28 protein-coding genes and 1 tRNA gene are annotated in these 24,351 nt (G+C 67.8%); 12 read left to right on the top strand and 17 right to left on the bottom strand.

The window, feature by feature from the left end:
* Nucleotides 1-170: 170 nt before the first annotated feature.
* Nucleotides 171-1,049: a LysR family transcriptional regulator gene (locus tag JOD62_RS02120; RefSeq protein WP_204937686.1), complete on the bottom strand. Its 879-nt coding sequence runs from the start codon at nt 1,047-1,049 to the stop codon at nt 171-173.
* Between the two features lie 112 nt (nt 1,050-1,161).
* Between JOD62_RS02120 and JOD62_RS02115 the strand changes: the two genes are divergently transcribed.
* From JOD62_RS02115 to JOD62_RS02100, 4 genes are all read left to right on the top strand, one after another.
* Nucleotides 1,162-1,803, top strand: coding sequence for a hypothetical protein (locus JOD62_RS02115; RefSeq protein ID WP_204937685.1), 642 nt, complete (start codon nt 1,162-1,164; stop codon nt 1,801-1,803).
* Between the two features lie 85 nt (nt 1,804-1,888).
* Entirely contained in the window at nt 1,889-2,686 is a 798-nt protein-coding gene (locus JOD62_RS02110) for an SDR family oxidoreductase (RefSeq protein ID WP_204937684.1), read from the top strand.
* 4 nt (nt 2,687-2,690) lie between these two features.
* On the top strand, nt 2,691-3,419 hold the full coding sequence (locus JOD62_RS02105) for a uracil-DNA glycosylase (protein WP_204937683.1): 729 nt from the start codon (nt 2,691-2,693) through the stop codon (nt 3,417-3,419).
* Nucleotides 3,420-3,423: 4 nt separating this feature from the next.
* Nucleotides 3,424-4,014 carry a GNAT family N-acetyltransferase gene (locus tag JOD62_RS02100; protein WP_407666020.1) on the top strand — a complete coding sequence of 197 codons (591 nt, stop codon included), beginning with the start codon at nt 3,424-3,426 and terminating at the stop codon, nt 4,012-4,014.
* A gap of 6 nt (nt 4,015-4,020) precedes the next feature.
* Here the strand turns inward: JOD62_RS02100 and JOD62_RS02095 are convergent, their stop codons facing one another.
* The 6 genes from JOD62_RS02095 to JOD62_RS02070 form a co-directional block, all read right to left on the bottom strand.
* Nucleotides 4,021-4,824 carry an ATP-binding cassette domain-containing protein gene (locus JOD62_RS02095; protein ID WP_204937681.1) on the bottom strand — a complete coding sequence of 268 codons (804 nt, stop codon included), beginning with the start codon at nt 4,822-4,824 and terminating at the stop codon, nt 4,021-4,023.
* Nucleotides 4,821-5,618 (bottom strand): ABC transporter ATP-binding protein, encoded by a 798-nt coding sequence (locus tag JOD62_RS02090; protein ID WP_204937680.1) that lies wholly within the window; start codon nt 5,616-5,618, stop codon nt 4,821-4,823. The genes JOD62_RS02095 and JOD62_RS02090 overlap by 4 nt, the downstream gene beginning before the upstream one ends.
* A complete protein-coding gene (locus tag JOD62_RS02085; protein WP_204937679.1) occupies nt 5,615-6,508 on the bottom strand; it encodes an ABC transporter permease in 894 nt (297 codons plus the stop codon). Before JOD62_RS02085 ends, JOD62_RS02090 begins: the two co-directional genes overlap by 4 nt.
* Nucleotides 6,505-7,455, bottom strand: coding sequence for an ABC transporter permease (locus JOD62_RS02080; RefSeq protein ID WP_204937678.1), 951 nt, complete (start codon nt 7,453-7,455; stop codon nt 6,505-6,507). Before JOD62_RS02080 ends, JOD62_RS02085 begins: the two co-directional genes overlap by 4 nt.
* Nucleotides 7,452-8,972, bottom strand: a complete 1,521-nt coding sequence (locus tag JOD62_RS02075; protein ID WP_204937677.1) for an ABC transporter substrate-binding protein — start codon at nt 8,970-8,972, stop codon at nt 7,452-7,454. The genes JOD62_RS02080 and JOD62_RS02075 overlap by 4 nt, the downstream gene beginning before the upstream one ends.
* Before the next feature lie 104 nt (nt 8,973-9,076).
* Nucleotides 9,077-9,991, bottom strand: a complete 915-nt coding sequence (locus JOD62_RS02070; protein WP_239526878.1) for an alpha/beta fold hydrolase — start codon at nt 9,989-9,991, stop codon at nt 9,077-9,079.
* Between the two features lie 208 nt (nt 9,992-10,199).
* On the opposite strand from JOD62_RS02070, the gene JOD62_RS02065 reads away from it, so the two are divergent.
* Genes JOD62_RS02065 through JOD62_RS02055 form a run of 3 tightly spaced genes read left to right on the top strand, consistent with a single transcriptional unit; the run spans nt 10,200 to nt 11,913 of the window.
* The gene (locus JOD62_RS02065) at nt 10,200-10,667 is read left to right on the top strand and encodes a carboxymuconolactone decarboxylase family protein (RefSeq protein ID WP_204937675.1); all 468 of its coding nucleotides are present in this window, start codon (nt 10,200-10,202) and stop codon (nt 10,665-10,667) included.
* Nucleotides 10,664-11,368: a tyrosine-protein phosphatase gene (locus JOD62_RS02060; RefSeq protein ID WP_204937674.1), complete on the top strand. Its 705-nt coding sequence runs from the start codon at nt 10,664-10,666 to the stop codon at nt 11,366-11,368. Before JOD62_RS02065 ends, JOD62_RS02060 begins: the two co-directional genes overlap by 4 nt.
* Nucleotides 11,369-11,415: 47 nt before the next feature.
* Complete coding sequence (locus JOD62_RS02055) at nt 11,416-11,913, top strand: SIP domain-containing protein (protein ID WP_204937673.1); 498 nt, start codon at nt 11,416-11,418, stop codon at nt 11,911-11,913.
* Here JOD62_RS02055 and JOD62_RS02050 read toward each other — a convergent pair.
* The 4 genes from JOD62_RS02050 to JOD62_RS02035 all read right to left on the bottom strand — a co-directional run bounded on the left by JOD62_RS02050 (nt 11,874) and on the right by JOD62_RS02035 (nt 16,054).
* Nucleotides 11,874-12,335: a Fe-S oxidoreductase gene (locus JOD62_RS02050; RefSeq protein WP_378789172.1), complete on the bottom strand. Its 462-nt coding sequence runs from the start codon at nt 12,333-12,335 to the stop codon at nt 11,874-11,876. The genes JOD62_RS02055 and JOD62_RS02050 overlap by 40 nt on opposite strands.
* 26 nt (nt 12,336-12,361) lie before the next feature.
* Complete coding sequence (locus tag JOD62_RS02045) at nt 12,362-13,180, bottom strand: arginase family protein (protein ID WP_204937672.1); 819 nt, start codon at nt 13,178-13,180, stop codon at nt 12,362-12,364.
* Nucleotides 13,181-13,275: 95 nt separating this feature from the next.
* Entirely contained in the window at nt 13,276-14,016 is a 741-nt protein-coding gene (locus JOD62_RS02040; protein WP_204937671.1) for a PspA/IM30 family protein, read from the bottom strand.
* Nucleotides 14,017-14,074: 58 nt separating this feature from the next.
* Nucleotides 14,075-16,054: a TPM domain-containing protein gene (locus tag JOD62_RS02035; RefSeq protein ID WP_204937670.1), complete on the bottom strand. Its 1,980-nt coding sequence runs from the start codon at nt 16,052-16,054 to the stop codon at nt 14,075-14,077.
* A gap of 154 nt (nt 16,055-16,208) precedes the next feature.
* Here JOD62_RS02035 and JOD62_RS02030 point away from each other — a divergent pair, with 154 nt between their 5' ends.
* The 4 genes from JOD62_RS02030 to JOD62_RS02015 are packed head-to-tail and all read left to right on the top strand — an operon-like array spanning nt 16,209 to nt 19,102.
* On the top strand, nt 16,209-17,042 hold the full coding sequence (locus JOD62_RS02030) for a DUF3097 domain-containing protein (RefSeq protein ID WP_204937669.1): 834 nt from the start codon (nt 16,209-16,211) through the stop codon (nt 17,040-17,042).
* Between the two features lie 53 nt (nt 17,043-17,095).
* A complete protein-coding gene (trmB, locus tag JOD62_RS02025) occupies nt 17,096-17,821 on the top strand; it encodes a tRNA (guanosine(46)-N7)-methyltransferase TrmB (protein WP_204937668.1) in 726 nt (241 codons plus the stop codon).
* Nucleotides 17,818-18,672 (top strand): CPBP family intramembrane glutamic endopeptidase, encoded by an 855-nt coding sequence (locus JOD62_RS02020; RefSeq protein ID WP_204937667.1) that lies wholly within the window; start codon nt 17,818-17,820, stop codon nt 18,670-18,672. Before trmB ends, JOD62_RS02020 begins: the two co-directional genes overlap by 4 nt.
* Nucleotides 18,673-18,712: 40 nt before the next feature.
* The gene (locus tag JOD62_RS02015; protein WP_204937666.1) at nt 18,713-19,102 is read left to right on the top strand and encodes a DUF1304 domain-containing protein; all 390 of its coding nucleotides are present in this window, start codon (nt 18,713-18,715) and stop codon (nt 19,100-19,102) included.
* Here JOD62_RS02015 and JOD62_RS02010 read toward each other — a convergent pair.
* The 6 genes from JOD62_RS02010 to JOD62_RS01985 form a co-directional block, all read right to left on the bottom strand.
* A complete protein-coding gene (locus JOD62_RS02010; protein ID WP_204937665.1) occupies nt 19,095-19,718 on the bottom strand; it encodes a CueP family metal-binding protein in 624 nt (207 codons plus the stop codon). The genes JOD62_RS02015 and JOD62_RS02010 overlap by 8 nt on opposite strands.
* 54 nt (nt 19,719-19,772) lie before the next feature.
* Entirely contained in the window at nt 19,773-20,666 is an 894-nt protein-coding gene (locus JOD62_RS15050) for a helix-turn-helix domain-containing protein (RefSeq protein WP_204937664.1), read from the bottom strand.
* Nucleotides 20,667-20,764: 98 nt separating this feature from the next.
* Nucleotides 20,765-21,169: a RidA family protein gene (locus tag JOD62_RS02000; protein ID WP_204937663.1), complete on the bottom strand. Its 405-nt coding sequence runs from the start codon at nt 21,167-21,169 to the stop codon at nt 20,765-20,767.
* Nucleotides 21,170-21,243: 74 nt separating this feature from the next.
* Nucleotides 21,244-21,591: a hypothetical protein gene (locus JOD62_RS01995; protein WP_204937662.1), complete on the bottom strand. Its 348-nt coding sequence runs from the start codon at nt 21,589-21,591 to the stop codon at nt 21,244-21,246.
* 156 nt (nt 21,592-21,747) lie between these two features.
* Nucleotides 21,748-21,820, bottom strand: a tRNA-Arg gene (locus tag JOD62_RS01990).
* Between the two features lie 16 nt (nt 21,821-21,836).
* Nucleotides 21,837-22,631 carry an SGNH/GDSL hydrolase family protein gene (locus JOD62_RS01985; RefSeq protein WP_204937661.1) on the bottom strand — a complete coding sequence of 265 codons (795 nt, stop codon included), beginning with the start codon at nt 22,629-22,631 and terminating at the stop codon, nt 21,837-21,839.
* A 51-nt stretch (nt 22,632-22,682) separates the two neighbouring features.
* Between JOD62_RS01985 and argS the strand changes: the two genes are divergently transcribed.
* Nucleotides 22,683-24,350 (top strand): arginine--tRNA ligase, encoded by a 1,668-nt coding sequence (gene argS / locus JOD62_RS01980; protein WP_204937660.1) that lies wholly within the window; start codon nt 22,683-22,685, stop codon nt 24,348-24,350.
* Nucleotide 24,351: the final 1 nt, after the last annotated feature.

Raw genomic sequence — 24,351 nt, 5'->3', positions numbered from 1 at the left:
AGACGGGTGGGTGGATCCGTTCCGCGGAACGGTTCCGAGGATCGTGGTCGACCGGGGTCGATGTGACCAGGCTAGAGAGTGGCTGCGTTTGTCAACAACGCCGGGGAAATGTGACGTAACAAGATCAGATGCGGATCTTGGGCCCGGATCCGGGCGCCGACGAGGTGATCTCACTCTCGGGTGAGTGTGCGCAGCATACGGACGGCCTCGGAGCGATCCGAGGCGCGCGTGCACAGCACGAGCGCACAGCGTGCGGCGTCACGGATGCGCAGCACCTTGAGCCCATTCGCCCGGAAGAGCTGAGGCACGCTGCGTGCTGTGATCAGTACATGGTCGCTGCGACGTACCGTCTCCAAGGCCTCCTCCATGGTGTGCACCACGTCGCCGTAGCGAACCGGCGCGCCAGAGGGGCGAGGGTCGACAGCCCACCAGTGACTCCACTCAAGGAGGTCGTCGCCGCCGTGCACGACGATGTCCTCGTCGAGCTCCGCGAGATCGACGACGCGTCGAGATGCTAGCCGGTGTCGGGCGCTGACGACGACCACCCGCTCTTCCTCTTCGATGACGTCGAAGCGCAGATCACGATGTGCGTGCACGGGGGGCCGGACAAAGCTGGCGTCCACCGCACCCGATTGCACGGCGGTGGTCTGCGCGTTCCAGGGAAGCTGCTGCATCGTGAACGTGACGGGGCGATCGCTCTCGCGCAGTGTGGTGAGGATTGCGTTCGCCCGAGGTGATGTCGGCGTGTTGAGGACGCCGATGCGGACAGTGATCGCCGGCGCGCCGGAGAGTTGCGCGAAGGCATCATCGATGAGGCGGAGAGCATCCTGAGCGGCGGGAAGCAGCCGTCGGCCCGCTTCCGTGGGCTGAATGGGATGAGAGCCGCGGTCCAGGAGTGAAGCACCGACGGCACGTTCGAGTCGTCCGATCTGCTGGGTCAGCGCGGGCGGACTGATGTGCATCTCGTCTGCCGCTCGCACGAACCTTCCGGTACGCACGACGGCGAGGAAGGCCCGCAGCTGCGTCAGCGTGGCATCCGGGGTTCGCATCCGCACCTCCGTTCACGTGAGCGTTAATTCCATTTGATATTCGCACATTCCCTTCGCGGCGGTGCTGGCCGAGCATGGCGATGACCCCAACACCGAGGAAAGGTATTCAGATATGGGAAGATTCGATGACGAGTTCGTGGCTCAGATGGACGACGTCGACCGCTTGATCGAACGTACCGAGGATCCGTTGCACCGACGCATCCTCATCAACTTCCGCCGCCACGGTCTCCTGGAAGTCTCCGGACGCTACGACGAGCTTCTCGCCCCAGAGATGACGGTCGAGCACCCCGTCTACCGCCTTTTCGAAGATGGCGAGGCGATCCTGCTGGACGGCATGGACCAGGTCCGTGGCTTCTATCAGTCCCTCGCGGAGATCGACATGCTCGTCATGTGGATCAAGGATGCGAAGATTGCCGTCGGCGACTGGGGATTCGCGGGCGAGGTGCTGTTCAGTCAGTTCATCCCGGGTCGGATGATGAGCGGCAAGGTCTTCAGCAACGTGGCAGCCGGTGGCGACCTGACAGAGAGCGAGGTCTTCGACGCGGATGCCTGGTACCTTGTCCGCCGCACGCTCTGCTTCAACTGGCCGTACGACGCGGCTGGACGCATGATCGGCGAGCATGTCTACGAGGACAGCCTGTCGCGCACTGTCGAACGCGTGGATGAGGCCGACGTGATCGACGGCGCGCGAGCGATCGAACTCCTCACGCCGGTGATCGATCGCTACGGCCTTCCGCCGTTGATCGACGCGTGAGACGACGCCGTCGGATCCGGCGCGATCACGCCGGATCCGACGGCGCTGCGCGTCGTCGTCGGTCGTTCGTCGTACGGTGGATCCCATGGTGAACACGCAGGCAGTGACTCGACGCGCCGTGGTGACGGGCGCAAGCTCAGGAATCGGCGCCGCGACGGTACGCGCTCTCCGCGCACAGGGGTGGGACGTCGTGGGCGTCGCACGCCGTGCCGACCGGTTGCAGGCGCTCGCAGACGAGACCGGCGCGACGACGATCGCCGCCGACCTCACCGATCCCGACGCCGTGGCTGCGCTGGCCGAAGAACTCGAGGCGACGGGCGCGGTGCACGCGCTCGTGCATGTCGCCGGAGGGGCCCGCGGCACCGATCGCGTGGAGAACGGGCGACTCGACGACTGGCGCTGGATGTACGAGGCCAATGTGCTCTCCGCGCAGATGCTGGTCGCCTCCCTCCTGCCGTTGCTGCGTCGCGCCGCGTCCTCCGATGGCCACGCCGACACGCTCTTCGTGACGTCGACTGCCGCACAGGTGGCCTATCCCGGCGGCTCCGGCTACAACGCAGCCAAGGCCGCGGAGTCCATGCTCGTGAAGGTGCTGCGCCAAGAGCTCAACGGCGAGCCGATTCGCGTCGTCGAGATCGCGCCCGGCATGGTGCACACCGAGGAGTTCACGCTCAAGCGTCTCGGCGGCGATGTGCAGGCCGCTGAATCCGTCTATGCCGGCGTCGAGGCGCCGCTCGTCGCCGATGATGTCGCGGACGTCATCGCCTATGCGCTCGGCAGCCCCGGGCATGTGAACCTCGACCTGATCACGATGCGTCCGGTCGCGCAGTCTGCACAGCACCTGCTGGCCCGTGGGCCGCTGCGGGTGCAGCCCGAGGCCTGAGCGGATGCCACAGGGGTTCGCGCTCACAGGTGCGGAGAGCCTGATCCACCCGGACTGGGCGGAAGCACTCGCTCCGGTTGCGGGGGAGATCACGACGATCAGTGCGCGCCTCCGGGAGGATCCCGCTGGCTACCTTCCCGACGCGCAGCGGGTTCTCCGCGCCTTCGAACAGCCGTTTCACCGGGTACGGGTGCTGATCGTCGGTCAGGACCCCTACCCGACGCCCGGCCATCCGGTCGGGCTCTCGTTCGCCGTCGACCGCGCCGTGCGTCCGCTGCCGCGCAGTCTCGGCAACATCTATCGCGAGCTCCAGGACGACCTCGGAATCGCGCCCGCCCCGCACGGTGATCTCTCCGCCTGGAGCGACCAGGGGGTGCTGTTGCTGAATCGCGTTCTCACCGTGCGCCCGGGGGCGGCGGGGTCGCATCGCGGCTGGGGGTGGGAGGAGGTCACCGCGTGCGCGATCCGTGCTCTTGTCGCGCGGGACGAGCCGCTCGTCGCGGTGCTGTGGGGAAAGGACGCCGAGTCCTTGCGCCCCCTTCTCGGAGACACGGCGATCGTCGCCTCAGCGCATCCGTCGCCGTTGTCGGCCCGGCGCGGCTTCTTCGGCTCGCGCCCGTTCTCGCGCGTGAATGCGCTCCTGCGAGAGCAGGGCGCAGAACCCATCGACTGGCGGGTCGAGACCGCCGATGAGGCGACAGACCTGCTGTCGCTTCTGCGTGCGGAGGACTGACGCCGTGCCCTCCGATCTCGCGCCCCTGGGGTGGCTCTTCCCGCGCCGCCGTCGTGTGCCGCCCCGCATTCCCGACACGTTCGCGTACACGATTCGCCCCGCCGTCGCCGCTGACCTTCCGCATGTGCGGGCGATCTACGACCACTACGTGACCAACACCGTGATCACGTTCGATGAGAAGCCCTCGACCCTCCGGTTCTGGCGTGACAAGTTCGCCGCCCTCTCGCGTGCGAAGCTCCCGTTCCTCGTGGCGGTCTCGCCGTCCGGGCAGGTGCTCGGCTACGCGCTCGTTCAGCCGTGGGCCTCCAAGTCGGCCTACCGCTACACGGTCGAGAACTCGATCTATCTGGGCCCGAGCGCAGGGGGCAAGGGTCTCGGCACAGCCCTGCTGCAGGCGCTGATCGACGCGTCCATCGAAGCGGGCCTTCGAGAGATCGTCGCGGTCGTCAGCGACTCGGGGGCAGAAGGCTCCCTCGCGCTGCATCGCAAGTTCGGCTTCGTCGAGGTCGGGCGCATGGGCGGGGTCGGCTACAAGTTCGGCCGCAGTCTCGGCACGGTGTACCTCCAGAAGTCCCTGCCCCGACGCTCCCGCTGAGGCCGGTTACTCCGCGCGCTGTGGGATGACCGGGATCGCGGCGAGCAGAGCGCGGGTGTACGGATGCTGCGGGGCGCGCAGCACGTCCGCGGTCGCGCCGTGTTCGACGATCGCGCCGTCCTTCATCACGGCGACGCTGTCGCAGAGGTTCTGCACGACGCCGATATCGTGCGAGACGAGCACGAGGGTCAGGTCCTCCGTGCGGCGCAGCTCCCGCAGCAGATCGATGATCTGGGCGCGCACCGTCACGTCGAGTGCCGAGAGCGGCTCATCGCCGACGAGGATGCGCGGGCGATGCGCGATCGCCCGCGCCAGGGCGACACGCTGGCGCTGACCGCCCGAGAACTCGTGCGGGAATCGATCGGCCATGTCGGGGTCGAGCCCCACCTGGGTGAGCACCTCTGCGACGCGGGCACGGTGATCGCCGGGGATCTCCAGCGCACGCAACGGTTCGGAGATGCTACGGCCCGCCGTCATCCGGGGATCCAGCGATGCGTAGGGATCCTGGAACACCAGCCCCGTCTCGCGGCGCAGCCAGCGCAGCGCACGCGCGGACTTCGTCGTATCGACGACCGTGCCGTCGACCGTGACGCTTCCGGCGGTCGGCGCATCGAGGCCGAGCAGGAGGCGGACCAGTGTGGACTTCCCGGATCCGGATTCTCCGATAATGCCGAGTGACTCTCCCGAGCGGATGGCGAGGTCGGTGGGCGCGAGCGCGGTCATCGTGCGACGCGGTTCGCCGATCGACCGTCGTGGCACGCGGAAGGTGCGGGTCAGTCCGTGTGTCTGGATGAGGGGCTCGGTCGTCATTCGCCCTCCCCGGAGCCGGTGGGACGCCAGAGAGTCGCGGTCGCATCGCGCAGCAGGCCCTGGGTGATGGGGGAGGAGGGGGCGGTCAGCAGCACCTCGACCGGCCCTTCTTCGACGACTCTTCCGTGCTCAAGCACCACGGCGTGGGTCGCGACCTGCGCGAGCACCGCGAGGTCATGCGTGATGAACACGAGCGACAGTCCCTCGGAGGAGACGAGTGAGAGCAGCAGCTCCAGGATCTCCGCCTGAATCGTGACGTCGAGTGCCGTCGTCGGTTCGTCCGCGATCAGCAGCCGAGGCCGCGCGGCCAGTGCGATGGCGAGGGCGACGCGCTGACGCTGCCCGCCGGAGAGCTGGTGCGGGTAGCGGTCGATGATCGACGGTGGATCAGGCAGGCGCACGCGTGCGGCCTCCTGGATCGCGCGCGCCTTCGCTTCGGCGCGCGGGATGCGGTTGTGGATGCGGATCGACTCCGCGACCTGCCGCCCCACGGTGCGGATCGGGTTGAGAGCGGTGCGCGGCTCCTGGAACACGATGCCGATCTCGTCACCCCGGATTGTCGCGAGCTCGCGGTCGGGGACGCCAATGAGTTCACGGTCGTTCCAACGGATGCTGCCGGATGCGGATGCACCCTCCGGGAGGAGACCCAGGATCGCGAGTGCCGTGAGCGACTTGCCCGAGCCGGATTCTCCGATGAGGCCGAGCCGGGCGCCGTCGGGAACGGAGAACGAGACGCCGTCGACGACACGGCGACCCTCGATCTCGATGACCAGGTCGCGCACTTCGAGGCTCATGCGATGACCTCCGGCACGTGGGCGCGCGCGGCGCGTGCGCGGGAACTCTGACGCAGCGTCGGATCCGTGGCCTCGCGCAGCCCGTCGCCCAGCAGGTTGAGGGCGAGGACCGTGAGCGTGATCGCAAGACCGGGCCAGACGACGGAGAGCGGATGCAGCGTGATGTAGCGCTGCAGATCAGCCAACAGGATTCCCCAGGACGGCTCGACGATGGACGCCCCGAAGCCGAGATACGACAGTCCCGCTTCGGCGAGGACCGCCACCGCCATCGACCAGGAGAGCTGAACGATGAAGACTGGCGCGACGTTGGGGAGCAGGTGCTGCGCGAGGTTCTGCGCGGGCGTGAGCCCGGAGGCGCGTCCGGCGACGACGAAGTCGCTCTGCTGCACGCGGCGCAGCTCGGGACGCGTGACGCGGGCGATGTTCACCCCGAACCCGATCCCGACCGACCAGATCACGACCCAGAGCGAACCTCCCCATACGGAGGAGATCATCATCGCGATGATCAGAACGGGGAAGGCGATGAGGATGTCGACGAGCACTGCGACGGTCTCGCGCATCCACCGGGCGGTCAGTGCGCCGAGGGCGCCGAGGGCGATGCCGACGAGTGTCGCCACGATGCCGGAGCCGATCGCGACGAAGACCGTCGTCTGGGCGCCGGCCATGACGAGGCTCAGGATGTCGTGACCCGTGCCGTCGGTGCCGAGCAGATGCGGCCAGTTCGGCGTCTGCCAGCGGTTCGCGACATCCGCCTCCTTCGGATCGAAGGGCGTCCAGAACAGCGACACCAGCGCCGTGAGGGCGATGACCGCGACGACGATGACCCCGAAGCGTCCGGTGCTCGTGGCCCACAGACGGTGCCACCAGGCGTGGCGACGGCGCGTGCTCATGCGGCCTCCCGCTGTCGGGGGTCGATCACATGGTGCACGAGATCGACGAGGAAACCGATCACGAGAACGAATCCGGTCAGCACGAGAAGCTCGCTCTGCACCTTCACGAGATCGCGCGTGCCGACGTCGGTCACCAGCATCCGCCCGATCCCCGGCAGAGTGAAGAGCTGTTCGATCACGACCGAGCCGACGACGATGCCGGCGACCTGGAGCCCCAGGACCGTGATGATCGAGAGGCCGACAGCGGGGATTCCGTGGCGCACGAGCGCCGCTGTGCGGGTGAGGCCCTTCGCGGCCGCGGTGCGGACGAAGTCCTGGCTCGCTGCCTGCAGCGTCGCGCTGCGGACGAAGCGCATGAGCATCGCGCCCTCGACGATCCCGATCGTGAGAGCCGGCAGGAGGAGCGCGCGGACGGCCTGCCAGGGTTCCGCCCAGCCAGCGCGCGGAAAGCCCTGCGCGGGGAGCCAGCCCAGCCACACGGCGAAGACGACGACGAGCATCATTCCTGCCCAGATCACGGGCACGGCAGCAACGGCCTGCGCGCCGACGTTCATCGCCGTTCCTCCCGCGCGCCCGCGCAGGAGCGCTGCGAGGATGCCCAGCGGCACCGCGATCACGAAGGCGATGATCATCGCCATGAGACCCAGCGGAACCGTGACCTGCGCCTTCTGCAGCAGTTCTTCGCCCACCGAGGCGCCGGTGAGCATGGAGACGCCGAGGTCGCCGCGGAAGAGTCCGCCGATCCAGTCGCCGTACTGGGCGAACAGCGGGCGCTCGAGTCCGAGAGCCTCACGGATCGCCTGAACCTGCGTGGGCGTGGCCTCGCTTCCGGCGATCAGCTGTGCGACGTCTCCGGGGAAGACGCGCAGAGAGAGGAAGATGACCACGCTCGCCACGAGGAGCCCTGCGATCAGCAGGGCTCCTCGTGTGAGCGCGTAGCGGATCACTTCGCGGCGACCGTCACATCCTGCAGGTTGATGCGGGAGTTGATGGAGTCCTGCGGGAAGCCGGCGACTCCCGGCACGAGAGCCGTGATCGTCGCACCGTTGTACAGCCAATCGGCGGCGTGGTCCTCGGAGACGAGACGGGCAGCCTCGGCGAGAAGGGCGGCGGACGCATCCGCATCCGTCTCGGCCAGCGCCTGGGCGTACAGCGACTGCACCTTCGGGTTGTCGTAGCCGAAGTAGTAGTCGGGGTTCGCGAAGTTGCCGAAGTCGCGCGGTTCGACGTGCAGCACGAAGCTGAGGTCGTAGTCGCGGTTCGTGTAGACGTCTTCGAGCCAGGTCGCGAACTCGACGGACTTGACCTCGAGATTCACGCCGACCTTCGCGAAGTCCGACACGAGCACCTTCGGCACGGTCGTGCCGTAGAAGCTCGGGATCGTCAGGGTGAGGTCGAGATCTTCGTGACCGGCCTCCTTGAGCAGCGACTTCGCCTTCTCGACGTCATAGGAGATCACGTCGGAGAGGTCTTCGTAGCCGGGGTCCAACTCGGGAATCGGGCCGAACATCGTCTGCCCGGCGCCGACGGCGGCGACCAGGGCCTCGTGGTCGATCGCCAGACGCAGTGCCTCGCGAACGCGGATGTCGTCGAGTGGTGCCTTCTTGTTGTTGAAGGCGAGCGTGCCCTTGTCTGTCGTGCGGCCCGTCGTGAGAACGAACTCGCCCGTCTGCTCCAGCTGCGGGGCGAGGTTGGGGTCGACGGCGGTGAGCACGTCGAGGCTGCCGTCGATCGCTGCGTTCACGCCGGCGGTGAAGTCCGGAATGTACTCGAAGACGACCTCGGCGACGCCGGCGGCCTCACCCCAGTAGGTGTCGTTTCTTGCGAACGTGATCGTGCTGCCCTTGTTCCAGCGAGAGAGCGTGAAGGGGCCGGTGCCGTTCTCTGCCGTCTTCAGGTCCGTGGTGTCTCCCGTCTGGAAGACGAGGCCGCCGGGCCCGGTCAGAGCGAACAGGAAGTTCTGGTTCGGCTCGGTCAGGGTGATCTCGACGGTGGCCGCATCCGGCGCGGCGATCGTCGCGACCTGTGCGAAGTCGGCATTGCCCTGGAGCGTGGGATCGTCCTTCACGGCCTGGAACGAGGCCACGACGTCGGCGGAGGTGAGTGCCGTGCCACTGTGGAACGTCACACCCTCGTTCAACGTGAACGAGTAGGTGAGCCCGTCGGGGGAGACCGTGTAGTCGGAGGCGAGTCTCGGCTCGATCTCGTTGTCCTGCGTACGTGTGACCAGGCCCTCGTAGATGTTGTCGATGAGGATCTGCTCGAGGGCGGCGCCGCTGGTGCGGCGGATGTCGAGGTTGGTGGGCTCAAGGACCAGACCGACCGTGATCGTCGCGTCCGGGTCGGGTGTTCCGGTCGACGTCGCGGTCGGGGATGGCGCGGGCGCGCTGGTGCAGGCGGTCAGGATGACCGCGGCTGCGGCGATGCCGGCGAGCAGAGTGAGGCCTGTGGAGCGGCGGAGCATGACGTGCGTCCTCTCGATGCGGGGGTCGTGCGGTGCTGCGTGTGACTGTGTGGGACGAGCTTAGGGGCGTGGCCGACGGCCGGTGGGGCCGTCGGAATGCGGCGTCATAGAGACGTGTCGACTGCGGCGCTGAGGCGCGTCCGCGCCAGGTCGGCGAGTGCTCGGGGAGCTGTCTCCTGGACGTTGTGCGGTGCGTCGAACACCACCACCTGGGAACCGGGAAGGCGGCGCTGGTATTCCTCGGCGTCGGTCTCTGTCACGAATCCCTGCGCGGCCCGCACGAGGGTGAGCGGCGCGCGCACGGCGGCGAGGTCGTCCCAGCCCTCGGCGCGGAGCACGGGAGCGTTGGCGTTCGCCGCAGGCTCGGCAGCGAACGTCGTCGCGGCGAGGTGGGCGAGGTGGTGCTTCCACTCCACGCGTCCGTCGGCGCGGACGCGCGTGTTGAGGAAGACTCCGCGCTCGGTGTTGGCGCGCGAGCCGCCCATGCCGAAGGCGAGTGCGCGTTCGACAAGGTCGTCGCGGGAAGCGAAGTCGGTGGGGCCGGCGTAGAACTCGCGCAGGATCGCCGGCCCGTGGCTGGTGTCGATGCCGGGAGTGATGTCGACGACGATGACCTCGCGAACGAGGTCGGGATGCTGCGCGGCGACGCGTGCGGCGGTGAGACCGCCCAAGGACTGACCCACGAGCACCTGCGGCACGGTGGTCCAGGTGCGCAGCGCCGCGGCGATGTCGGGCGCGATCGCCGGTGCGGAGTAGTCGAGATCGTCACGCCACGAGGAGTCGCCGTGTCCGGGCAGGTCGATCGCAAGGGCCGGCAGGCCGAGCGCGAGCGCTGTGGCGTCCCAGGTGTGTGCGTTCAGGCCGGCGCCGTGGAGAAGCGTCACCTGCGGTGTGCCCTCGCCGAATCGCAGCGCGCTGAGCGTGCGGCCGTCGTCGAGTGTGAGCATGAGGCGCTCGACCGGGGGGACGGGTACGCCCAAGGCCTGCGCTTGTGCGTCGAGGAAGGAGAACTCTGTCAGAGTGGACACGTCACCATTGTGCTCCGAGAACGCAGCGCCGGTGAAACGCGAGAGCAATATGCCAATGCAATCCCGGCAACGTCCTGGCTTTCTGTTCAATCCTGGCCCGTTCATCTGGTCATTTCTGTCTTCCGGGAGCGCGCGTTGCGGTGTTGCGCGTTCGCGCCCAACCGCCGCTCCGCAGCATCCGGAGTCGTAGGCTGGGCATATGACTGAGAAGCGCGTGCACCTGTCTCGAACCGAACCCGCCGCCTACGCGGCGCTGGATGCGTTTTCCAAGACCGTCAACGACATCTGCAAGGCCAACGGCATCGATGACCGGCTCAAGGAGCTGGTGCTGATCCACTGCTCGCAGCTCAACGGCTGCGCCTTCTGCGTGCGGATCCACGTCGACCGTGCTGTCGCGGCGGGCGTCGACCTGGACACGCTGACGCAGCTGCCGGCCTGGCGCGAATCCGGCGTCTTCTCCGAGCGCGAGTGCGCGGCGCTCGAGCTCGCCGAGGCCTTCACCTTCATCAGTGAAGACGGAATCCCCGACGACGTGTACAACCGTGTCGGCAGCGTCTTCACTGAGAAGGAGTATGCGGCGCTCAGCTGGGCATGCGTCTCGATCAACTCCTTCAACCGCATCGTCATCGCAGGGCGCTACCCGGTGCCTCCGCGCGCGGCGAAATGACCGTCCTCGACGTTCCCGGGGTCGCGAACTTCCGTGACGTCGGTGGCATCGCGGTCGGCAACTCCCGCGTTCGTGACGGTGTGCTGTTCCGCTCCGGGCAGCTCGCGGGCCTGACCGACGCGGGCAGTGAGTTCCTGCACGGCAGCGTGCATCACATCGTCGACCTCCGCGACGACATGGAGGTGTCCAGTGAGCCCAGTGCGATCCGTGACATTCCCACGACGCGCCTGCCGCTGTTCGTGGGGTCGGTGGCCTCCTTCTTCACAGAGAACGCGGGTCTCACGGAGATGTATCGTCACCTGGTCGAGCAGGCAGGGCCCAAGCTCGTGGACGCGATGCGCATCATCGGATCGAGTCCGTCCACGCTCGTGCACTGCACCGTGGGGAAAGACCGCACGGGTGTGACCGTGGCGCTGGCACTGTCGGCCGTGGGGGCGGATCGGGATGCGGTCATCGACGACTATGCGCTCACCGCGTCGCTGCTTCCGGAAGAGCGGAACCGGCAGGTTCTCGCCTATATGCGCTCGCGCAATCTCGACACACCGAATGCGATCGAGCTCGCGACGGCCTCGCCCGCACCTGTCATGCGGGCGCTGCTCGCGGCCATCGACACCGAGTTCGGGTCTGCGATCGGCTACCTGCGTGCCCAGGGGCTGAGCGACGCGGAGCTTGAGGCATTGGGGGAGACTCTCATCGGCTGATCTATGAGGTAAGGCAAGCCTTCGCTTGGTGTTATGGTTAACGCATCATGATCACGTCGGAAACCTCCCGCCTCTCGGCCCGCGCTCAGCGCCGGGCCACGCGTCGCGCCAAGGTTCAGTACCTGATCACCGCTGACGAGAGTTCGCTCGCAGAGCTGCAGGCCACGCTGGCTACTCTTCCGCTGTGCGCCTCGGGTCGCATCTTCATCGAGGTGCCGGATGCGACCGCGATCGCGCCGATCGATGTGCCTTCCCGCATGACCGTCACCTGGCTGCCGCGCGCGATGCGCACGGGCGCGCCCGGAACAGGCCGCGCCTGCGCTCAGGGGCAGGCTGTCGCGCGTGCTGCGAACGCCTGGGCAAGTGAGATGCTCTGCCGCGACGATGAAGCATCCGATTCGCAGGACGGCGTCGAGACGCACGTCACCCTACTGGGCGGGTTCCTCGGCACAGCCGACATCGTCGACCACCTCACGGAAACGCTGGGCGTCGACCCGGCGTCGATCTATGCGCCCGAGCGCTTCGGGCTGCTGCGCACGCGCTGAGCCGGTCGCGGGAGGTAGCGCCCGTCTTCGAGGCCTGCTTCGATCTCGAAGCGGTTGCGTAGCGGATTGCGGCCCGCGAACAGGTACAGCACCGGGAGCAGGATGCCGTAGCGCAGCCATTGCTGCTTGTGGACCGCCTCGTGCTTCAGCACGCGATCATCGAGCTCTTCGTCGCCGGTGAGGAAGCATCCGCCGACGCAGACGCCGCCCCGCGCGAAGGTCCACGATGGCATGCCGCGGAACACCCACAGGCCGTGGTGACGCTCGACCGGTCCTGTGCTCCACAAAGACCCCCACACCCAGCCGACGAGGGTGCCGTACAGATAGCCGAGACGCGCGATCGGGGAGCGCAGGAGAAAGGCCGGGAGACGCCGGTCAGCTCGTTGTCCCTGCGCCAGGATCTCGGCCGCATCGGCATGGATCTGCGCGATGTCGTGGCGGGCGGCCGTCACGCGAGCGCGCCGATCACCCGCAGAATCGCTCCCAGGTCGTCGACAGCATCGTCACGCGTGCGCGGCGCGAAGCCCGCGACGGTCGCGCCGACGAGCGTCGTCTGGGATCGCAGATCACGCAGCGCCGTGACCAGATGCGCGACCTCGGCGCCGAAGGGCGCGGGCATCGAGACACCCGCGAGGTGCGCCGGATCGAGCACATCCACGTCGACGTGGACGTAGACCCGGGATGCGCCGGTCGCGGCGACCGCGCGGGTGAGAGCGCCCTCCGTGGCCAGTTCGTCCGGTGAGAGACGCGTGATGCCGGACTCACTCAGATGCGTGTCTTCGGCCGGATCGACAGCACGGGCGCCGACGAGGACGACGCGATCCGGGGCGAGGCCCGGCCGAGCGGGGAGTGGCGAGTGCGGGTCACCGAGCGCTGCGCGCAGCGCCATGCCCGCATAGGCGCCAGAGGGCGACGTGGACGGCGTGTGCAGGTCAGGATGCGCGTCGAACCAGACGAGGGCGACGTCGTCGAGTTCGCCGGGGATGCTCGTGATCGCCCCGACGCTCACGCTGCAGTCTCCGCCGACGAGGATCGTCATTTCGTCGGTGTCGGCGAGAGCCTCGACGATGAGGTCGTGTGTGCGGCGCAGGCTGCTGAGCCGCTGCACTGTGGTTCCCTGGGCGTCTCCGGCTTCGAGGGGAACATCCAGCACGCGCGTCCGCGCCTTGGGAAGGTCTTCTGCGATGGCGTCAGCGCCATCGACCAGCAGCATTGCCCGCGCGGAAGGAGAGCCCTGCCACTGCGGGACGACGAGGAATCGGGTCATCCGAACCTCCTGAGGATGTAGGGAGGGTACTGCGGGGGGAGTCGTGTCGATGGCGGATGCCACGGCATGTGGGCCGTGGCATCCGCCCGCTCGGCTTACTGCGATTCGAGCGCCGGGCGTGATGCGCCGCCCGACTTGAGCTCGGCAAGACGCGCCTCGACCTCGGTGAGCTCGCCGAGGTCTTCGAGGCTCTCGAACTGTGCGTCGAGCGAGGACGCGGCGATCTCTGCCTTGCCCTGGGCGATGGCCTCCTGGCGACGGATCTTGTCCTCGAAACGACCCAGCTCGCTCGTGGGGTCGAGAACGTTGATCGACGAGACGGCGTCCTGGACCTTCGTCTGCGCCTCTGCGACCTTTGCGCGGGCGAGGAGCTCGCTGCGCTTGTTCTTGAGCTCGCCGAGCTTGTCCTTCATGCCGTTCAGGCCGGACTTGAGCTTCTCGACGATCTCCGTCTGAGCGGCGATCTGCGGCTCTGCGGCACGGGCTTCGCGCTCGGAGCTGATCTGACGCTGCAGAGCGACCTTGGCGAGGCTGTCGAACTTGTCGGCGTCGGCCGTGTGGCCGCCGCTGCGGAGCTCGTCGGCCTTGCGGCTCGCGGCCAGGGCCTTGTTGCCCCACTCATTCGCCGACTGGACGTCTTCCTCGTGGTCGCGCTCGAGCAGACGCAGGTTGCCGATGGTCTCGGCGATGGCCGACTCGGCATCCGCGATGTTGTTGGTGTAGTCGCGAACGAGCTGGTCGATCATCTTCTGCGGGTCTTCTGCAGAGTCGAGAAGCGAGTTGATGTTCGCGCGGACGAGGGTGGAGATGCGCCCGAAGATGGACTGCTTGGTCATTGCATTACCTTTCACTGGGACAGGATTCGTGGTCTGAAGCGGAGGGCGGATGCGGCGGCTAGAAGCGACCACCGCCTGATCGGCCGCGGGAGCCGCCGAAGCTGGACGGGCGGAAGCCACGAGAGCCCCCGCTGGAGCGCCATCCGCCGCCCGAGGAACCGCCCCAGCCGGAGCCCGAGCTGCGGCCACCGCCGCTGGCGAGGATGCCGCCGATGATTCCGCCGAGGATGTCACCGCCGATGCCGCTGCCGCCACCGCCGGTGAACCCGCCGCCCATGCCGCCGTAGCCGTTGACGTCCTGCTGGGCGAGCGCGATGGCGTTCTGTGCGAGGGAGTCGGCGCGCGCGGCGTGCTGGAGTGCGGTCTCGGGGTCGGTGGGCTGCAGGTTGTGCGCCTGCGAGAGCTGCGCGGACGCCTCGGCGAGACGTGTGCGGGCGGTGGCTCCCACAGCGCCACGGCGGGTCATGATGAACTCGTTGGCTGCGGAGACCTGCGCCTGCGCCTGCAGCAGGGTCTGGGCGAGCATCTGGCTGGCGCGTGCGGCGCGCTGCTGCGCGTCCCGGACCTGTGCGGTGAGCGCGTCGATGCGCGTATTGGCGGCGGTGAGCGCCTCGAGGATCACGGCGGGGCGACGTGCCGAGCCGGTGAGGTTCGCCCGCGCCTCATCCAGTTGCGCGCGGGTGGCCGCGGCGGTCTGCGCGAGCTGGCCGGAGGGGTCTGGGAGGGTGCCCGCCGCAGCGATGTCTCCTTCGAGATCCGCCATGAGGACCCGCGCCTGCTCCTCGGCTGCGCTGAGATCGGCGCCGAGCGTCGTGATTGCGTCGCACAGTTGTCGGGCCTGTACGAGACCTTCTTCCGCCGTGCGGATGGCGAAGGCGGCCTCGCCACGCTTCCCTGCGGTGAGAAGAGCGGATGCCTCGACGAGATGCGCGTCCGCGAGTTCGAGCCTGCTGGCGGCCTGTGCGGGGTTCTCTGCGATCGTGCTCAGCGCGGAGGCGTCGTACGACTGGGCGAGTCGGGCGAGGGCGTCTGGTGCCGCGGCGACGGCGGCTGCGGTCTCCGCGCGCGTCTGCGTCGCCCGCTGCAGAGCCTGCTCGGCGTTCTGCTCCAGCTGACGCAGCTCGTCGAAGGCTTCGACGTTGCTGTCGAGCAGCGTGTCGGCCTCCTCGCAGAGCGTGATGATCTGGATGTGCCAGGCGCGCCGCTGCTCGTCGGTGTCGGGAATCTCATCGTCGAGCTGCTGCTTGAGAGAGAACGCTTCATCGACCTTCGCCTTCGCGTCCGTGATGACCTGCGCGAAGGTCGCGGTGACCTTCTCTCCGAACTGGGCGGTGGCGAAGCCGAGCTCTTCTCGACTGGAAGTGATGGCGTCATCTGCCTGCACGAGCGCGGCACCGGCCTGCGTGGTCAGCTGCTCGTCGGTGACCCCCGCATAAGGGTCGTCCGCCGCGGACGCATCCGCCGTCCGCTTTTTCTTCGACCTCGATACGAGCCAGACGATGAGGATCACGGCGAGGGCGATGACGACGATCACGAGGATGAAGCCCCAGCCGGAGGAGCCGGCGTCGTCGGCGGAGAACGCTTCGGCGGCGGTCATGGCGGCACCGGCCCAGTTCTCGGCACGCAGGTCGGGCTTGATGCTCTCTTCGATCGCGAGCAGTCGGCTCTCGCTCACGGGTCCGCTTGAATCGGCGGAGATGTAGTACTGGCGGCCTTCGGTGGCGACGGCGAGGAGATACTGTGCCGCACCGAGACCGTTGTCGGCGGCGACCTGATCCGCCCACTGCTGGCGATCCGAGGGGGAGGTGAACTCGTCGACAAACACGACGAAGAGATCGATGCGATCGTCGGTGCTGAGCGCCTCGAGGCGCGTGTTGATCGTCGACTCATCGGCGGGGGTGAGCACATCGGCCGCGTCGGTCACGAAACCCGCGGAGAGGGAGACCGGGGGAGTCGCGACGGCCGGCGCCGCACCCCACACCACTGCCGCGGCAAGAAGCAAGAACCCGGTGACCCCAGCACCCCAGCGCGCTCGCATTCCTGCTCCCTTCATGGGTGCCGTGCGCCCCCTGGCACGAGTCTATTCATACGCCCGTGCCGTGGGGAGGCTGTTGCGTGTCGCTGACAGCGAACGAGGGGTGCGTCCGCGTCGCTGCGCCGAGCGCGGAACGCCCCCTCGTAGGGTGGATCGAATGGACGACAGGTACGGATCCGATGTGCTGGCCGAAGGATGGCGCCAGCGTGGTGCGAAGCTGGCCAGAGAGGTCGCAGCGGCCCGCGATCTGGTCGTCGAGGTCGCGATCGACGGATTCTGCGGTGCGGTGACGAAGACCGAGGGCGGCTACGTCGAACTGGAAGACCGCGTCGGCAAGCGACGTCTGTTTCCACTCGGCGGCGGTTTCATGATCGACGGTGAGCCCGTGAAGCTCGTGACGCCGAAGGCGGCCCCACAGGGCCGCACCCGCACAGCATCCGGATCGTTCGCCGTCACCGACCAGCGCGCCCGCACCGCCCTGCCGAGTCGAATCCTCGTCGAAGGTCGACACGACGCCGAACTGGTCGAGAAGGTCTGGGGACATGACCTGCGGGTCGAGGGTGTGGTCGTGGAGTATCTGCAGGGCATCGACCTGCTGGAGGATCTGCTGCGTGATGAGCCTCCGAGCGCGACGCGCCGCTATGGCGTGCTCGTCGACCACCTGGTTCCGGGGTCGAAGGAGTCGCGGATCGTCGATGCCATCATGCGCGGCCCGCATGGCGCACATCTGCGCATCGTCGGACACCCTTACGTGGACGTCTGGCAGTGCGTGACGCCCGCAGCGATGGGGATCCGGCAGTGGCCGCAGATCCCGCGGAGCGTGGAGTGGAAGGTCGGCATCTGCCAGGCATTCGGCTGGCCGCACGAGACGCAGGCCGACATCGCCCACGCGTGGCAGCGCATTCTCTCCCGGGTGACCACCTTCCGCGACCTCGAACCGTCTCTGCTCGGCCGCGTAGAAGAGCTCATCGACTTCGTCACCGCTCCTTAGCGGCACGTCTTTCGCGGCACGCGAAGGGGACGCGACGCCGGTAGCCTGGAAGGATGCCAGAAGCACCCATCTTCCGTGACGAGCCCGTCTCCTTCGTTCGCCGCAGCGGACGCATGTCAGACGCGCAGGAGCGCGCCTTCGCAGAGATCGCCCCGCGGATGATGATCGACGTTCCACGCTCGATCGCGTCGACCTCGGTGCACCCGGATGCGCGCCTCGACGTGGCGGCGGCCTGGCAGCGAGAGGCGCCGCTCATCGTGGAGGTGGGCACAGGCCAGGGGCACGCGATCGTGGCGGCCGCCACGGCGCGACCCGCCGAGAACTTCCTCGCGGTGGAGGTCTTCCGTGCCGGGCTTGCTCGCACGATGCTCGACGCTGAGCGCGGCGGCGCCGAGAATCTGCGGCTCATCGAAGCCAACGCACCCGAGGTGCTCGGCACCTACCTGCCGGAGGCGTCTGCTCGCGAGGTCTGGGTCTTCTTCCCCGACCCCTGGCACAAGGTGCGTCACAACAAGCGCCGCATGGTGCGTGACGGTTTCGGCGCCACCGCAGGCGCAGCGATCGAAGACGGCGGACTGCTGCGCCTCGCGACCGACTGGGAGGACTATGCGCTGCAGATGCGGGATGTCCTCGACCGGGCTCCTGAGTTCGAGCGCGCCTTCGACGGCGAATGGGCAGAGCGCTTCGACGGCCGCGTCATGACGGCCTTCGAGCGCAAAGGCATCAACAAGGGGCGCGAGATCCGCGATCTCGTCTACCGGCGTACACCGCGCGCATGATCGCCGCACCGCAGGTGACGACCCTGCGCCTGCCCGCGCTGCTCTCGGCGCTCGCCGTATGCCTCGCAGCGCCTGCGTTCTTCGTGCTGCTGACCCCGTGGCTCGGCTGGCTGCTGCTGGCGATCGGCGTCGGCACTGCCGCGTGGAGTGAGCGCCGCGGCGCCGCATCCGCCTTCTCTGCGAACCCGGGGGAGCCGAGCCTCACCCGCGATCTCTCGCTCATCGCTCTGGGGCTCCTGATCGTGAGCTCGGTGCCCTTGGCGGCCGAACTCGACAACCTCGCGATGCTGCGCTTCACGCTTGCGCTCGGCGGCGCGGTGGCGGTGCCGTACCTCGTGTCGCGGTTCGTCTACCGTGACCGCGCGATCAGCTTTCCCTGGCGCGGCGGTGGACGATGGGGGCGTCTGCACTGGACCTGGCTCATCGCGGTGCTCGTGCTCGGATGGCTGATCCTGCCGTTCTACTTCATCACGAGCGGCGTGTACCTGAACTGGCCGGTCGTCGATTCGCCCGAGCTCATCGCGCGGCTGTTCGTCGGTGTGGGGGCCGTCGGCATCTGGGACGAGCTGTTCTTCATCTGCACGGCGTTCGCGCTGCTGCGACGCCATCTGCCGCATGCCTCCGCGAACATCCTGCAGGCGATCGTCTTCGTCTCCTTCCTCTGGGAGCTCGGCTACCGGGCATGGGGACCTGTGCTGACCATCCCGTTCGCCCTCCTGCAGGGCTACATCTTCCTGCGCACGCGCTCCCTGGCCTACGTCGTGACGGTGCATCTGCTGTTCGACGCGGTCGTCTTCGCGGTGCTGGTGCACGCACACAATCCCGGCCTGCTGCCGTTCTTCCTCGTCTGAGCTCTTCCCCGCCGGGCGCGTGGGGGAGGAGAATCGTCGAATGCTATGGGCAGGAATGATCTTTGCGGGCGCCGCCGCGCTCGTGCACGTGTACATCTTCGTGCTGGAGTCGTTGCGCTGGACGGCCCCCTCGACGCGAAGAACCTTCGGAGTGCGCAGCGAGGCCGATGCGCAGACGATGCGCGCGCTCGCCTTCAATCAGGGCTTCTACAACCTGTTCCTCGCGGTGTCGGTCGCCGTGGGAATCGTCTGCGTGATCGCGAACGTGACGACGGTGGGACTCACTCTGGTCTTCGCGGGCACGGGCATGATGCTCGCCGCAGCGCTCGTGCTGGTGCTCTCCGATGGGCGGATGCTGCGTGCGGCCGCCGTGCAGGGCACGCTGCCGCTGCTCGCGGTGTGCGCGCTCGTGCTCGCGCTGATCATGTGAGCTGCAGGGTCGTCACGCAGGTCGCATCCTCGTCGGTCGTCGACAGTGGCGCGGTGACCGTGCGTCCGTCTTGAGTGATCGTGATGGTCGCATCGAGGTCACGCGGCAGCCAGAACCCGGCGAAGCCGTTGTCGTTGGTCGTGACGGTCTCATCGACGATGACCGTGCCGTCAGCGGCGATGATCGTCACGGCGAGGGGAGTGCTCGAGAGCTCTCCGCGACAGGTCGTCAGGCTGTGGTAGAAGCAGTCGTGCGTCTGCGTGACGTAAGGGGCGACGGAGGTGTAGAACACGTCGGCGGGCATCGGAAGGGATGCTTCGCGACCGTCGGCGCTCTTCAGCAGCAGTTCCTCCGTGCGGATGGAGGCGATCAGATCGCTGGGGCGCTCATCCACCGGCAGCGCTTCCAGCGCGTCGATCACGCTGCGCGCATCTTGTCCGTCGAGGCCGAGAGGCGCCAGAAGCTCGGCGGCATCGACCTGCTCCACGGCCGCGGTTGACGGTGCGGTGGCATCCGGCGTCTTCGGCTGGATGCTCGGAGCCGCGCAGCCGGCGAGCAGAAGTGCGGCGGTGGCGATGAGGGCGGGAAGGGCCGAGCGACGGGCTGCAGATCTCATACCCCGACCGTACCTAACCGGTACGGGGTACGGGTATGAGGCGGCTGTGAGTATTCAGTCGGCGCCTGCGGGCTGCTGCCGAATCTCCCGCGGGGTGCGCTCATACAGCGTGCCAAGTGCACGCCGCAGCGTGGAACTCGATCCGAACCCCGAGCGACGAGCGATCTCGTCGATTCCGAGGTTGTCCGCGTTGCTGTCGCGGAGCAGTTGCCGTGCGTACCGTGTGCGCTCGCGGCGAATCTCTCCGGCGACGGAGGTATCGTTGCGGCTGAGGATCGACTGCAGCTGCCGCAGCGAGCAGCCGACATCGCGCGCGACCTGCTCGGGGCTGAGGTTCGGATCGGTGGCCCGTGCGCGAATGGCGGACAGCGCGCGATCCCAGACGGTCGCGCCGGCGCCGCTGTCATGCCCGTAACGCTGCTGGACGAGTGTTCCGACCATCTCGCGAATCACCCGTTCCACGGCCGTGGCTTCGCTGCCGGACGCGGCGCGGTCATCGACGATGAGCTGCCGGGCGAAGGTTCCGACCGAGCCTTCGAAAAGGGTGAGCTCCGGATACAGCTGGATCTCGTCGCGGATGATCGGCGCATAGGGGAGGAGCATCGCCCGGGGTACGCGGAGGAGAGTCATCTCCCACTCGCGGTCGAACTGCACGCGGTGGGGCAGTCCACTGGGCGCGATCATGAGGGCTGACGTCACGTGGTGCCAGCGGCCGTCATCGAGGTACGAGTACTCGCCGCGATCGACCATCGTGATGTCGATCTGGTCGATGCCGGGGTCGAGTGGCTTGCGCGTGAATTCCGAGCGCGAGCCCGTCGCGTGAATCAGGAGCGTCGTGCCGATGGGGCGGACGCGGGCGTGCATGCCTGTGTCGCCGCCGACGGTGCGCACGCCCTCTTCCATGAACCGACGATGCCGAAAGTCCTGGATGACCTCATCCACGGGCACGCTTTTCTCCTTTGATCTCCCCCTTGCGGAGAAAATATACCGGAGGCGGCTTTTGATATATCAGCAACCGCGGTGTGTGTCGCGGGAAGGTGCGCAGATCAGTCGGCGCGCACCACGGCAGCCACGGCGCTCACTTCGACGAGCGCCCCCGGCACACCCAGCCCAGCGACCAGCGCCGCAGTGACAAGCGGTGGGGCGCCCTCGCGCGACAGCTTCGCGGCGACGGCACCGTACGCAGCACGAAGATCGGCCTCGGCGTGCAGCAGGACGGTCCAGCTGATCACATCTTCGAGCCCGGCGCCTGCGGCCGACAGTGCGATCGCCGCATTGTCGATCGCGCGGGCCGACTGCTCCCCGACATCCGCGGAGACGACCGCTCCCGAGCTGTCGACGCCGTTCTGGCCGCCGACATAGATCGTCGTCGCTCCGGGAGGAACGATGGCGACGTGGCTGAATGCGGGACTCATCACGAGCCCTGATGGTTGCAACAGTGTGATGTCCATGCAGGCATTGTGCGCCTGGCCTCCGACATTCAGGCGCGGCTCTCCGTTGTGTCGGGGCCCGCGGCTTCTCTCGCCTAGGCGCCAGCGGTGCGGGATGCGGCGAGGAAGGCATCGAGATCGAGAACCGCCTCGGGTTCCTCGTCGAAGAAGTCTCCCGTGCGCACGAAGCCGAGCTTGGTATAGAAGCGCTCCGGCCCGTCCTCGCCCTCACCGAAGCTGGTGAACAGCTCGGCGTAGCCCGCGGCGCGCGTCGCCTCGGCGATCGAGGTGCCGTTGTCAGCGACGAAGTCGCGTTGTGCGTCCGCGAGCGTCTCGCTCAGCTCACAGATATCGCAGACGTTCAGGGCGCTGATGCGGCGGAAAGAGAGTTCTTGCTCTTCTTCCGTGCGCGGGTGGTCTGCGGTCGTAGCATCTGTGGTCATCGTGTGGATCCTCCGCACGGAGAGTAGCCGGATGGGTCACGGCCGCAGAAGGCGATCATGCGATATTTCGCGAGGAGCGAAAGGACGCGCCGGGAGGGGGCGCAGATGATCCAGAAAACGCGAAAATCCCCGCCCATTTCTGGACGGGGATATGTGTGCCCCTGACAGGAGTCGAACCTGCGACCTACGGTACCGGAAACCGGCGCTCTATCCACTGAGCTACAGAGGCGTACCGAACGACGATATCACCGCTGGACCGCTTCCTCCGATTCGCCGGCGAGCACGGGCGATTCGCTGGCCAGTCTCCGCAGATCCTCGGTGAGGCGCTCCGCCAGGTAGCGGTGACCGTCCGTGCTGGGGTGGAAGCGCCCGAGACCCGCGTCGATGACCGTCGCGTAGTTGTCCGGCGTGATCCAGGTCTCTGCGATCGGTGAGATGTAATGCCATCCGCGGCTCGCCGCGAGGCGTGCGAGGTCGCGATCGATGCGGGCCGTCGCCTTGCCAATGGGCAGCTTGTGTGGGGCGGGGCCGAGCACGACGATCGTCGCGTCCGGATATGTCGCCGCGAGCGCGTCCCACGCCGCGCCCACCGCGGCGTCGTAGCCTTTCGCGCCCATGTGCCGATCGTTGATCGATCCCTGCACGATCACGAGATCGGGGCGGAGCGTCGGGTCGAGCAACGCCACGCGTTCGCCGAAGGTCGGGCCGTCGATGCCGGGTTTGAGATATCCGCTCCCGCGAACGCCGTTGACGATCGTCTCGGCGCCGAGCGCATCCGCCAGCACGTAGGCATATCCCAGAGAGGGATCGGATGCGGCCGAGCCGTAGGTCCACGAGTCACCGAACACCAGCACGCGGGGACGTTCCGGCAGCGCCAGCGGTGCGAGGGCGAGGGGAGCGGCCGCTGCCGCCACGGGGACCGTCTGCGGGGAGACCGCCCAGGGGCGCCACACACCGACGACCCCGACGCAGAGCAGCGCGAGAACGCCGAGTCCGAGCCCGATGGTCCTCGCGCGGCGAAGGCCAGGGCGCGCAGTCATGGATAGAGGGTAAACGATTCTCACGCTGCCCGCGCCGTAGACTGGAGCCCTATGAATCCTGAAGCTCTCGCCACAGCCATCCTCGCCGTTCTGACGCCGATCGCAGACGAGCGACGACCGGGCGAGCCTCTCGAGATCACCGCGGCCGACATCGTCCTCGAGCGCCCGCGCAACCGCGACCACGGTGACTGGGCGACGAACATCGCCATGCGTGTCGCTAAGCCTCTCGGCACGAACCCGCGTGAGCTGGCGCAGCAGATCGCCGACGGTCTCACGGCGGTCGAAGGCATCGCGAGCGTCGAGGTCGCAGGGCCAGGATTCATCAACGTGCGACTGGATGCCGCCGCCGCCGGCGCGCTCGCCAAGGTCATCGTCGACGCGGGAGAGGCCTATGGCCAGAACTCCTCGCAGGAGGGGCGCTCGATCAACATCGAGTTCGTCAGCGCCAACCCGACCGGACCCCTGCACATCGGTCACACCCGCTGGGCGGCTCTCGGCGATGCCATCGCACGCCTGCTCGCCGCATCCGGAGCCATGGTCGCCCGTGAGTTCTACATCAACGACGCGGGTGCGCAGATGGATCGCTTCGCCGCATCCGTCGTCGCCGCAGCCAAGGGGGAGCCGACCCCGGAAGGCGGCTATGCGGGCAGCTACATCGCCGACATCGCCGCGCACGTGGTCGCTGAACGCCCCGACCTGCTGAGTCTTCCGGATGAGGAACAGCACAGCGTCGCGCTGGAGCTCGCCTACGCCTACCAGCTCGCCGAGCAGAAGCAGTCGCTGTCGAAGTTCAACGTCGACTTCGACGTCTGGTTCTCCGAGCGCATCCTCCACGCGAAGAAGGCCGACGGTGGGCCGAGTCTGGTCGACGAGGCCGTCGACCGCCTGCGCGCCCAGGGGCATGTCTTCGACCACGAGGGCGCCGTCTGGGTCCGCACGACCGATTTCGGAGACGACAAAGACCGTGTCATCCGTCGTTCCAACGGCGAGTACACCTACTTCGCCGCTGACGCCGCCTACTACCTGAACAAGGGCGATCGCGGCTTCGAGCACAAGATCTACCTGCTCGGCGCCGACCACCACGGGTATGTGCACCGCCTCAAGGCACTCGCCGGTGCCGCGGGTGATGACCCTGAGAAGGACATCGAGGTGCTCATCGGCCAGCTCGTCTCGGTCGGCGGTGCGCGCCTCAGCAAGCGCGCCGGCAACATCATCGAGATGGATGACCTGCGCAACTGGCTGGGAACGGATGCGCTGCGCTATTCGCTCGAGCGTTCGCCCGCCGACTCGCCCCTGTCGCTCGACCCTGAGCTGCTGCAGAAGCGCACGAACGACAACCCCGTCTTCTACGTGCAGTACGCCCACGCGCGTACGCACAACGTCGGCCGCAACGCGAGCGATTCCGGCGTCGACCGCTCCGAGTTCGCGCCGGAGTTGCTCACGCACGAGACCGAGGCGGCACTGCTGGGCGCCCTGCAGGAGTTCCCGCGCATCGTGGCCTTCGCCGCCGAGGTGCGCGAGCCGCACCGCGTCGCCCGCTACCTCGAGGAGCTCGCAGGCCTGTACCACCGCTGGTACGACAACTGCCGGGTGATCCCCAAGGGTGACGACCCCATCGAGACCGTGCACCGCACGCGACTGTGGCTCAACGACGCCACCGGCCAGGTGCTCCGCAACGGCCTCGATCTGCTGGGCGTGTCCGCACCGGAGCGGATGTAAC

This window comes from Microbacterium keratanolyticum, assembly GCF_016907255.1.
In the GTDB taxonomy this organism is placed as follows: domain Bacteria; phylum Actinomycetota; class Actinomycetes; order Actinomycetales; family Microbacteriaceae; genus Microbacterium; species Microbacterium keratanolyticum.
The sequence above is the reverse complement of the archived record's forward strand: the minus strand, read 5'-3'. Positions and strand labels throughout refer to the sequence as shown.

Excerpts from the sequence above, each read along its gene's own strand:
- JOD62_RS02120 (WP_204937686.1), bottom strand. The coding sequence starts at position 1,049 with ATGCGAACCCCGGATGCCACGCTGACGCAGCTGCGGGCCTTCCTCGCC.
- JOD62_RS02115 (WP_204937685.1), top strand. The coding sequence starts at position 1,162 with ATGGGAAGATTCGATGACGAGTTCGTGGCTCAGATGGACGACGTCGAC.
- JOD62_RS02110 (WP_204937684.1), top strand. The coding sequence starts at position 1,889 with ATGGTGAACACGCAGGCAGTGACTCGACGCGCCGTGGTGACGGGCGCA.
- JOD62_RS02105 (WP_204937683.1), top strand. The coding sequence starts at position 2,691 with ATGCCACAGGGGTTCGCGCTCACAGGTGCGGAGAGCCTGATCCACCCG.
- JOD62_RS02095 (WP_204937681.1), bottom strand. The coding sequence starts at position 4,824 with ATGACGACCGAGCCCCTCATCCAGACACACGGACTGACCCGCACCTTC.
- JOD62_RS02090 (WP_204937680.1), bottom strand. The coding sequence starts at position 5,618 with ATGAGCCTCGAAGTGCGCGACCTGGTCATCGAGATCGAGGGTCGCCGT.
- JOD62_RS02085 (WP_204937679.1), bottom strand. The coding sequence starts at position 6,508 with ATGAGCACGCGCCGTCGCCACGCCTGGTGGCACCGTCTGTGGGCCACG.
- JOD62_RS02075 (WP_204937677.1), bottom strand. The coding sequence starts at position 8,972 with ATGCTCCGCCGCTCCACAGGCCTCACTCTGCTCGCCGGCATCGCCGCA.
- JOD62_RS02065 (WP_204937675.1), top strand. The coding sequence starts at position 10,200 with ATGACTGAGAAGCGCGTGCACCTGTCTCGAACCGAACCCGCCGCCTAC.
- JOD62_RS02060 (WP_204937674.1), top strand. The coding sequence starts at position 10,664 with ATGACCGTCCTCGACGTTCCCGGGGTCGCGAACTTCCGTGACGTCGGT.
- JOD62_RS02055 (WP_204937673.1), top strand. The coding sequence starts at position 11,416 with ATGATCACGTCGGAAACCTCCCGCCTCTCGGCCCGCGCTCAGCGCCGG.
- JOD62_RS02045 (WP_204937672.1), bottom strand. The coding sequence starts at position 13,180 with ATGACCCGATTCCTCGTCGTCCCGCAGTGGCAGGGCTCTCCTTCCGCG.
- JOD62_RS02040 (WP_204937671.1), bottom strand. The coding sequence starts at position 14,016 with ATGACCAAGCAGTCCATCTTCGGGCGCATCTCCACCCTCGTCCGCGCG.
- JOD62_RS02035 (WP_204937670.1), bottom strand. The coding sequence starts at position 16,054 with ATGCGAGCGCGCTGGGGTGCTGGGGTCACCGGGTTCTTGCTTCTTGCC.
- JOD62_RS02030 (WP_204937669.1), top strand. The coding sequence starts at position 16,209 with ATGGACGACAGGTACGGATCCGATGTGCTGGCCGAAGGATGGCGCCAG.
- trmB (WP_204937668.1), top strand. The coding sequence starts at position 17,096 with ATGCCAGAAGCACCCATCTTCCGTGACGAGCCCGTCTCCTTCGTTCGC.
- JOD62_RS02020 (WP_204937667.1), top strand. The coding sequence starts at position 17,818 with ATGATCGCCGCACCGCAGGTGACGACCCTGCGCCTGCCCGCGCTGCTC.
- JOD62_RS02015 (WP_204937666.1), top strand. The coding sequence starts at position 18,713 with ATGCTATGGGCAGGAATGATCTTTGCGGGCGCCGCCGCGCTCGTGCAC.
- JOD62_RS02010 (WP_204937665.1), bottom strand. The coding sequence starts at position 19,718 with ATGAGATCTGCAGCCCGTCGCTCGGCCCTTCCCGCCCTCATCGCCACC.
- JOD62_RS02000 (WP_204937663.1), bottom strand. The coding sequence starts at position 21,169 with ATGGACATCACACTGTTGCAACCATCAGGGCTCGTGATGAGTCCCGCA.
- JOD62_RS01995 (WP_204937662.1), bottom strand. The coding sequence starts at position 21,591 with ATGACCACAGATGCTACGACCGCAGACCACCCGCGCACGGAAGAAGAG.
- JOD62_RS01985 (WP_204937661.1), bottom strand. The coding sequence starts at position 22,631 with ATGACTGCGCGCCCTGGCCTTCGCCGCGCGAGGACCATCGGGCTCGGA.
- argS (WP_204937660.1), top strand. The coding sequence starts at position 22,683 with ATGAATCCTGAAGCTCTCGCCACAGCCATCCTCGCCGTTCTGACGCCG.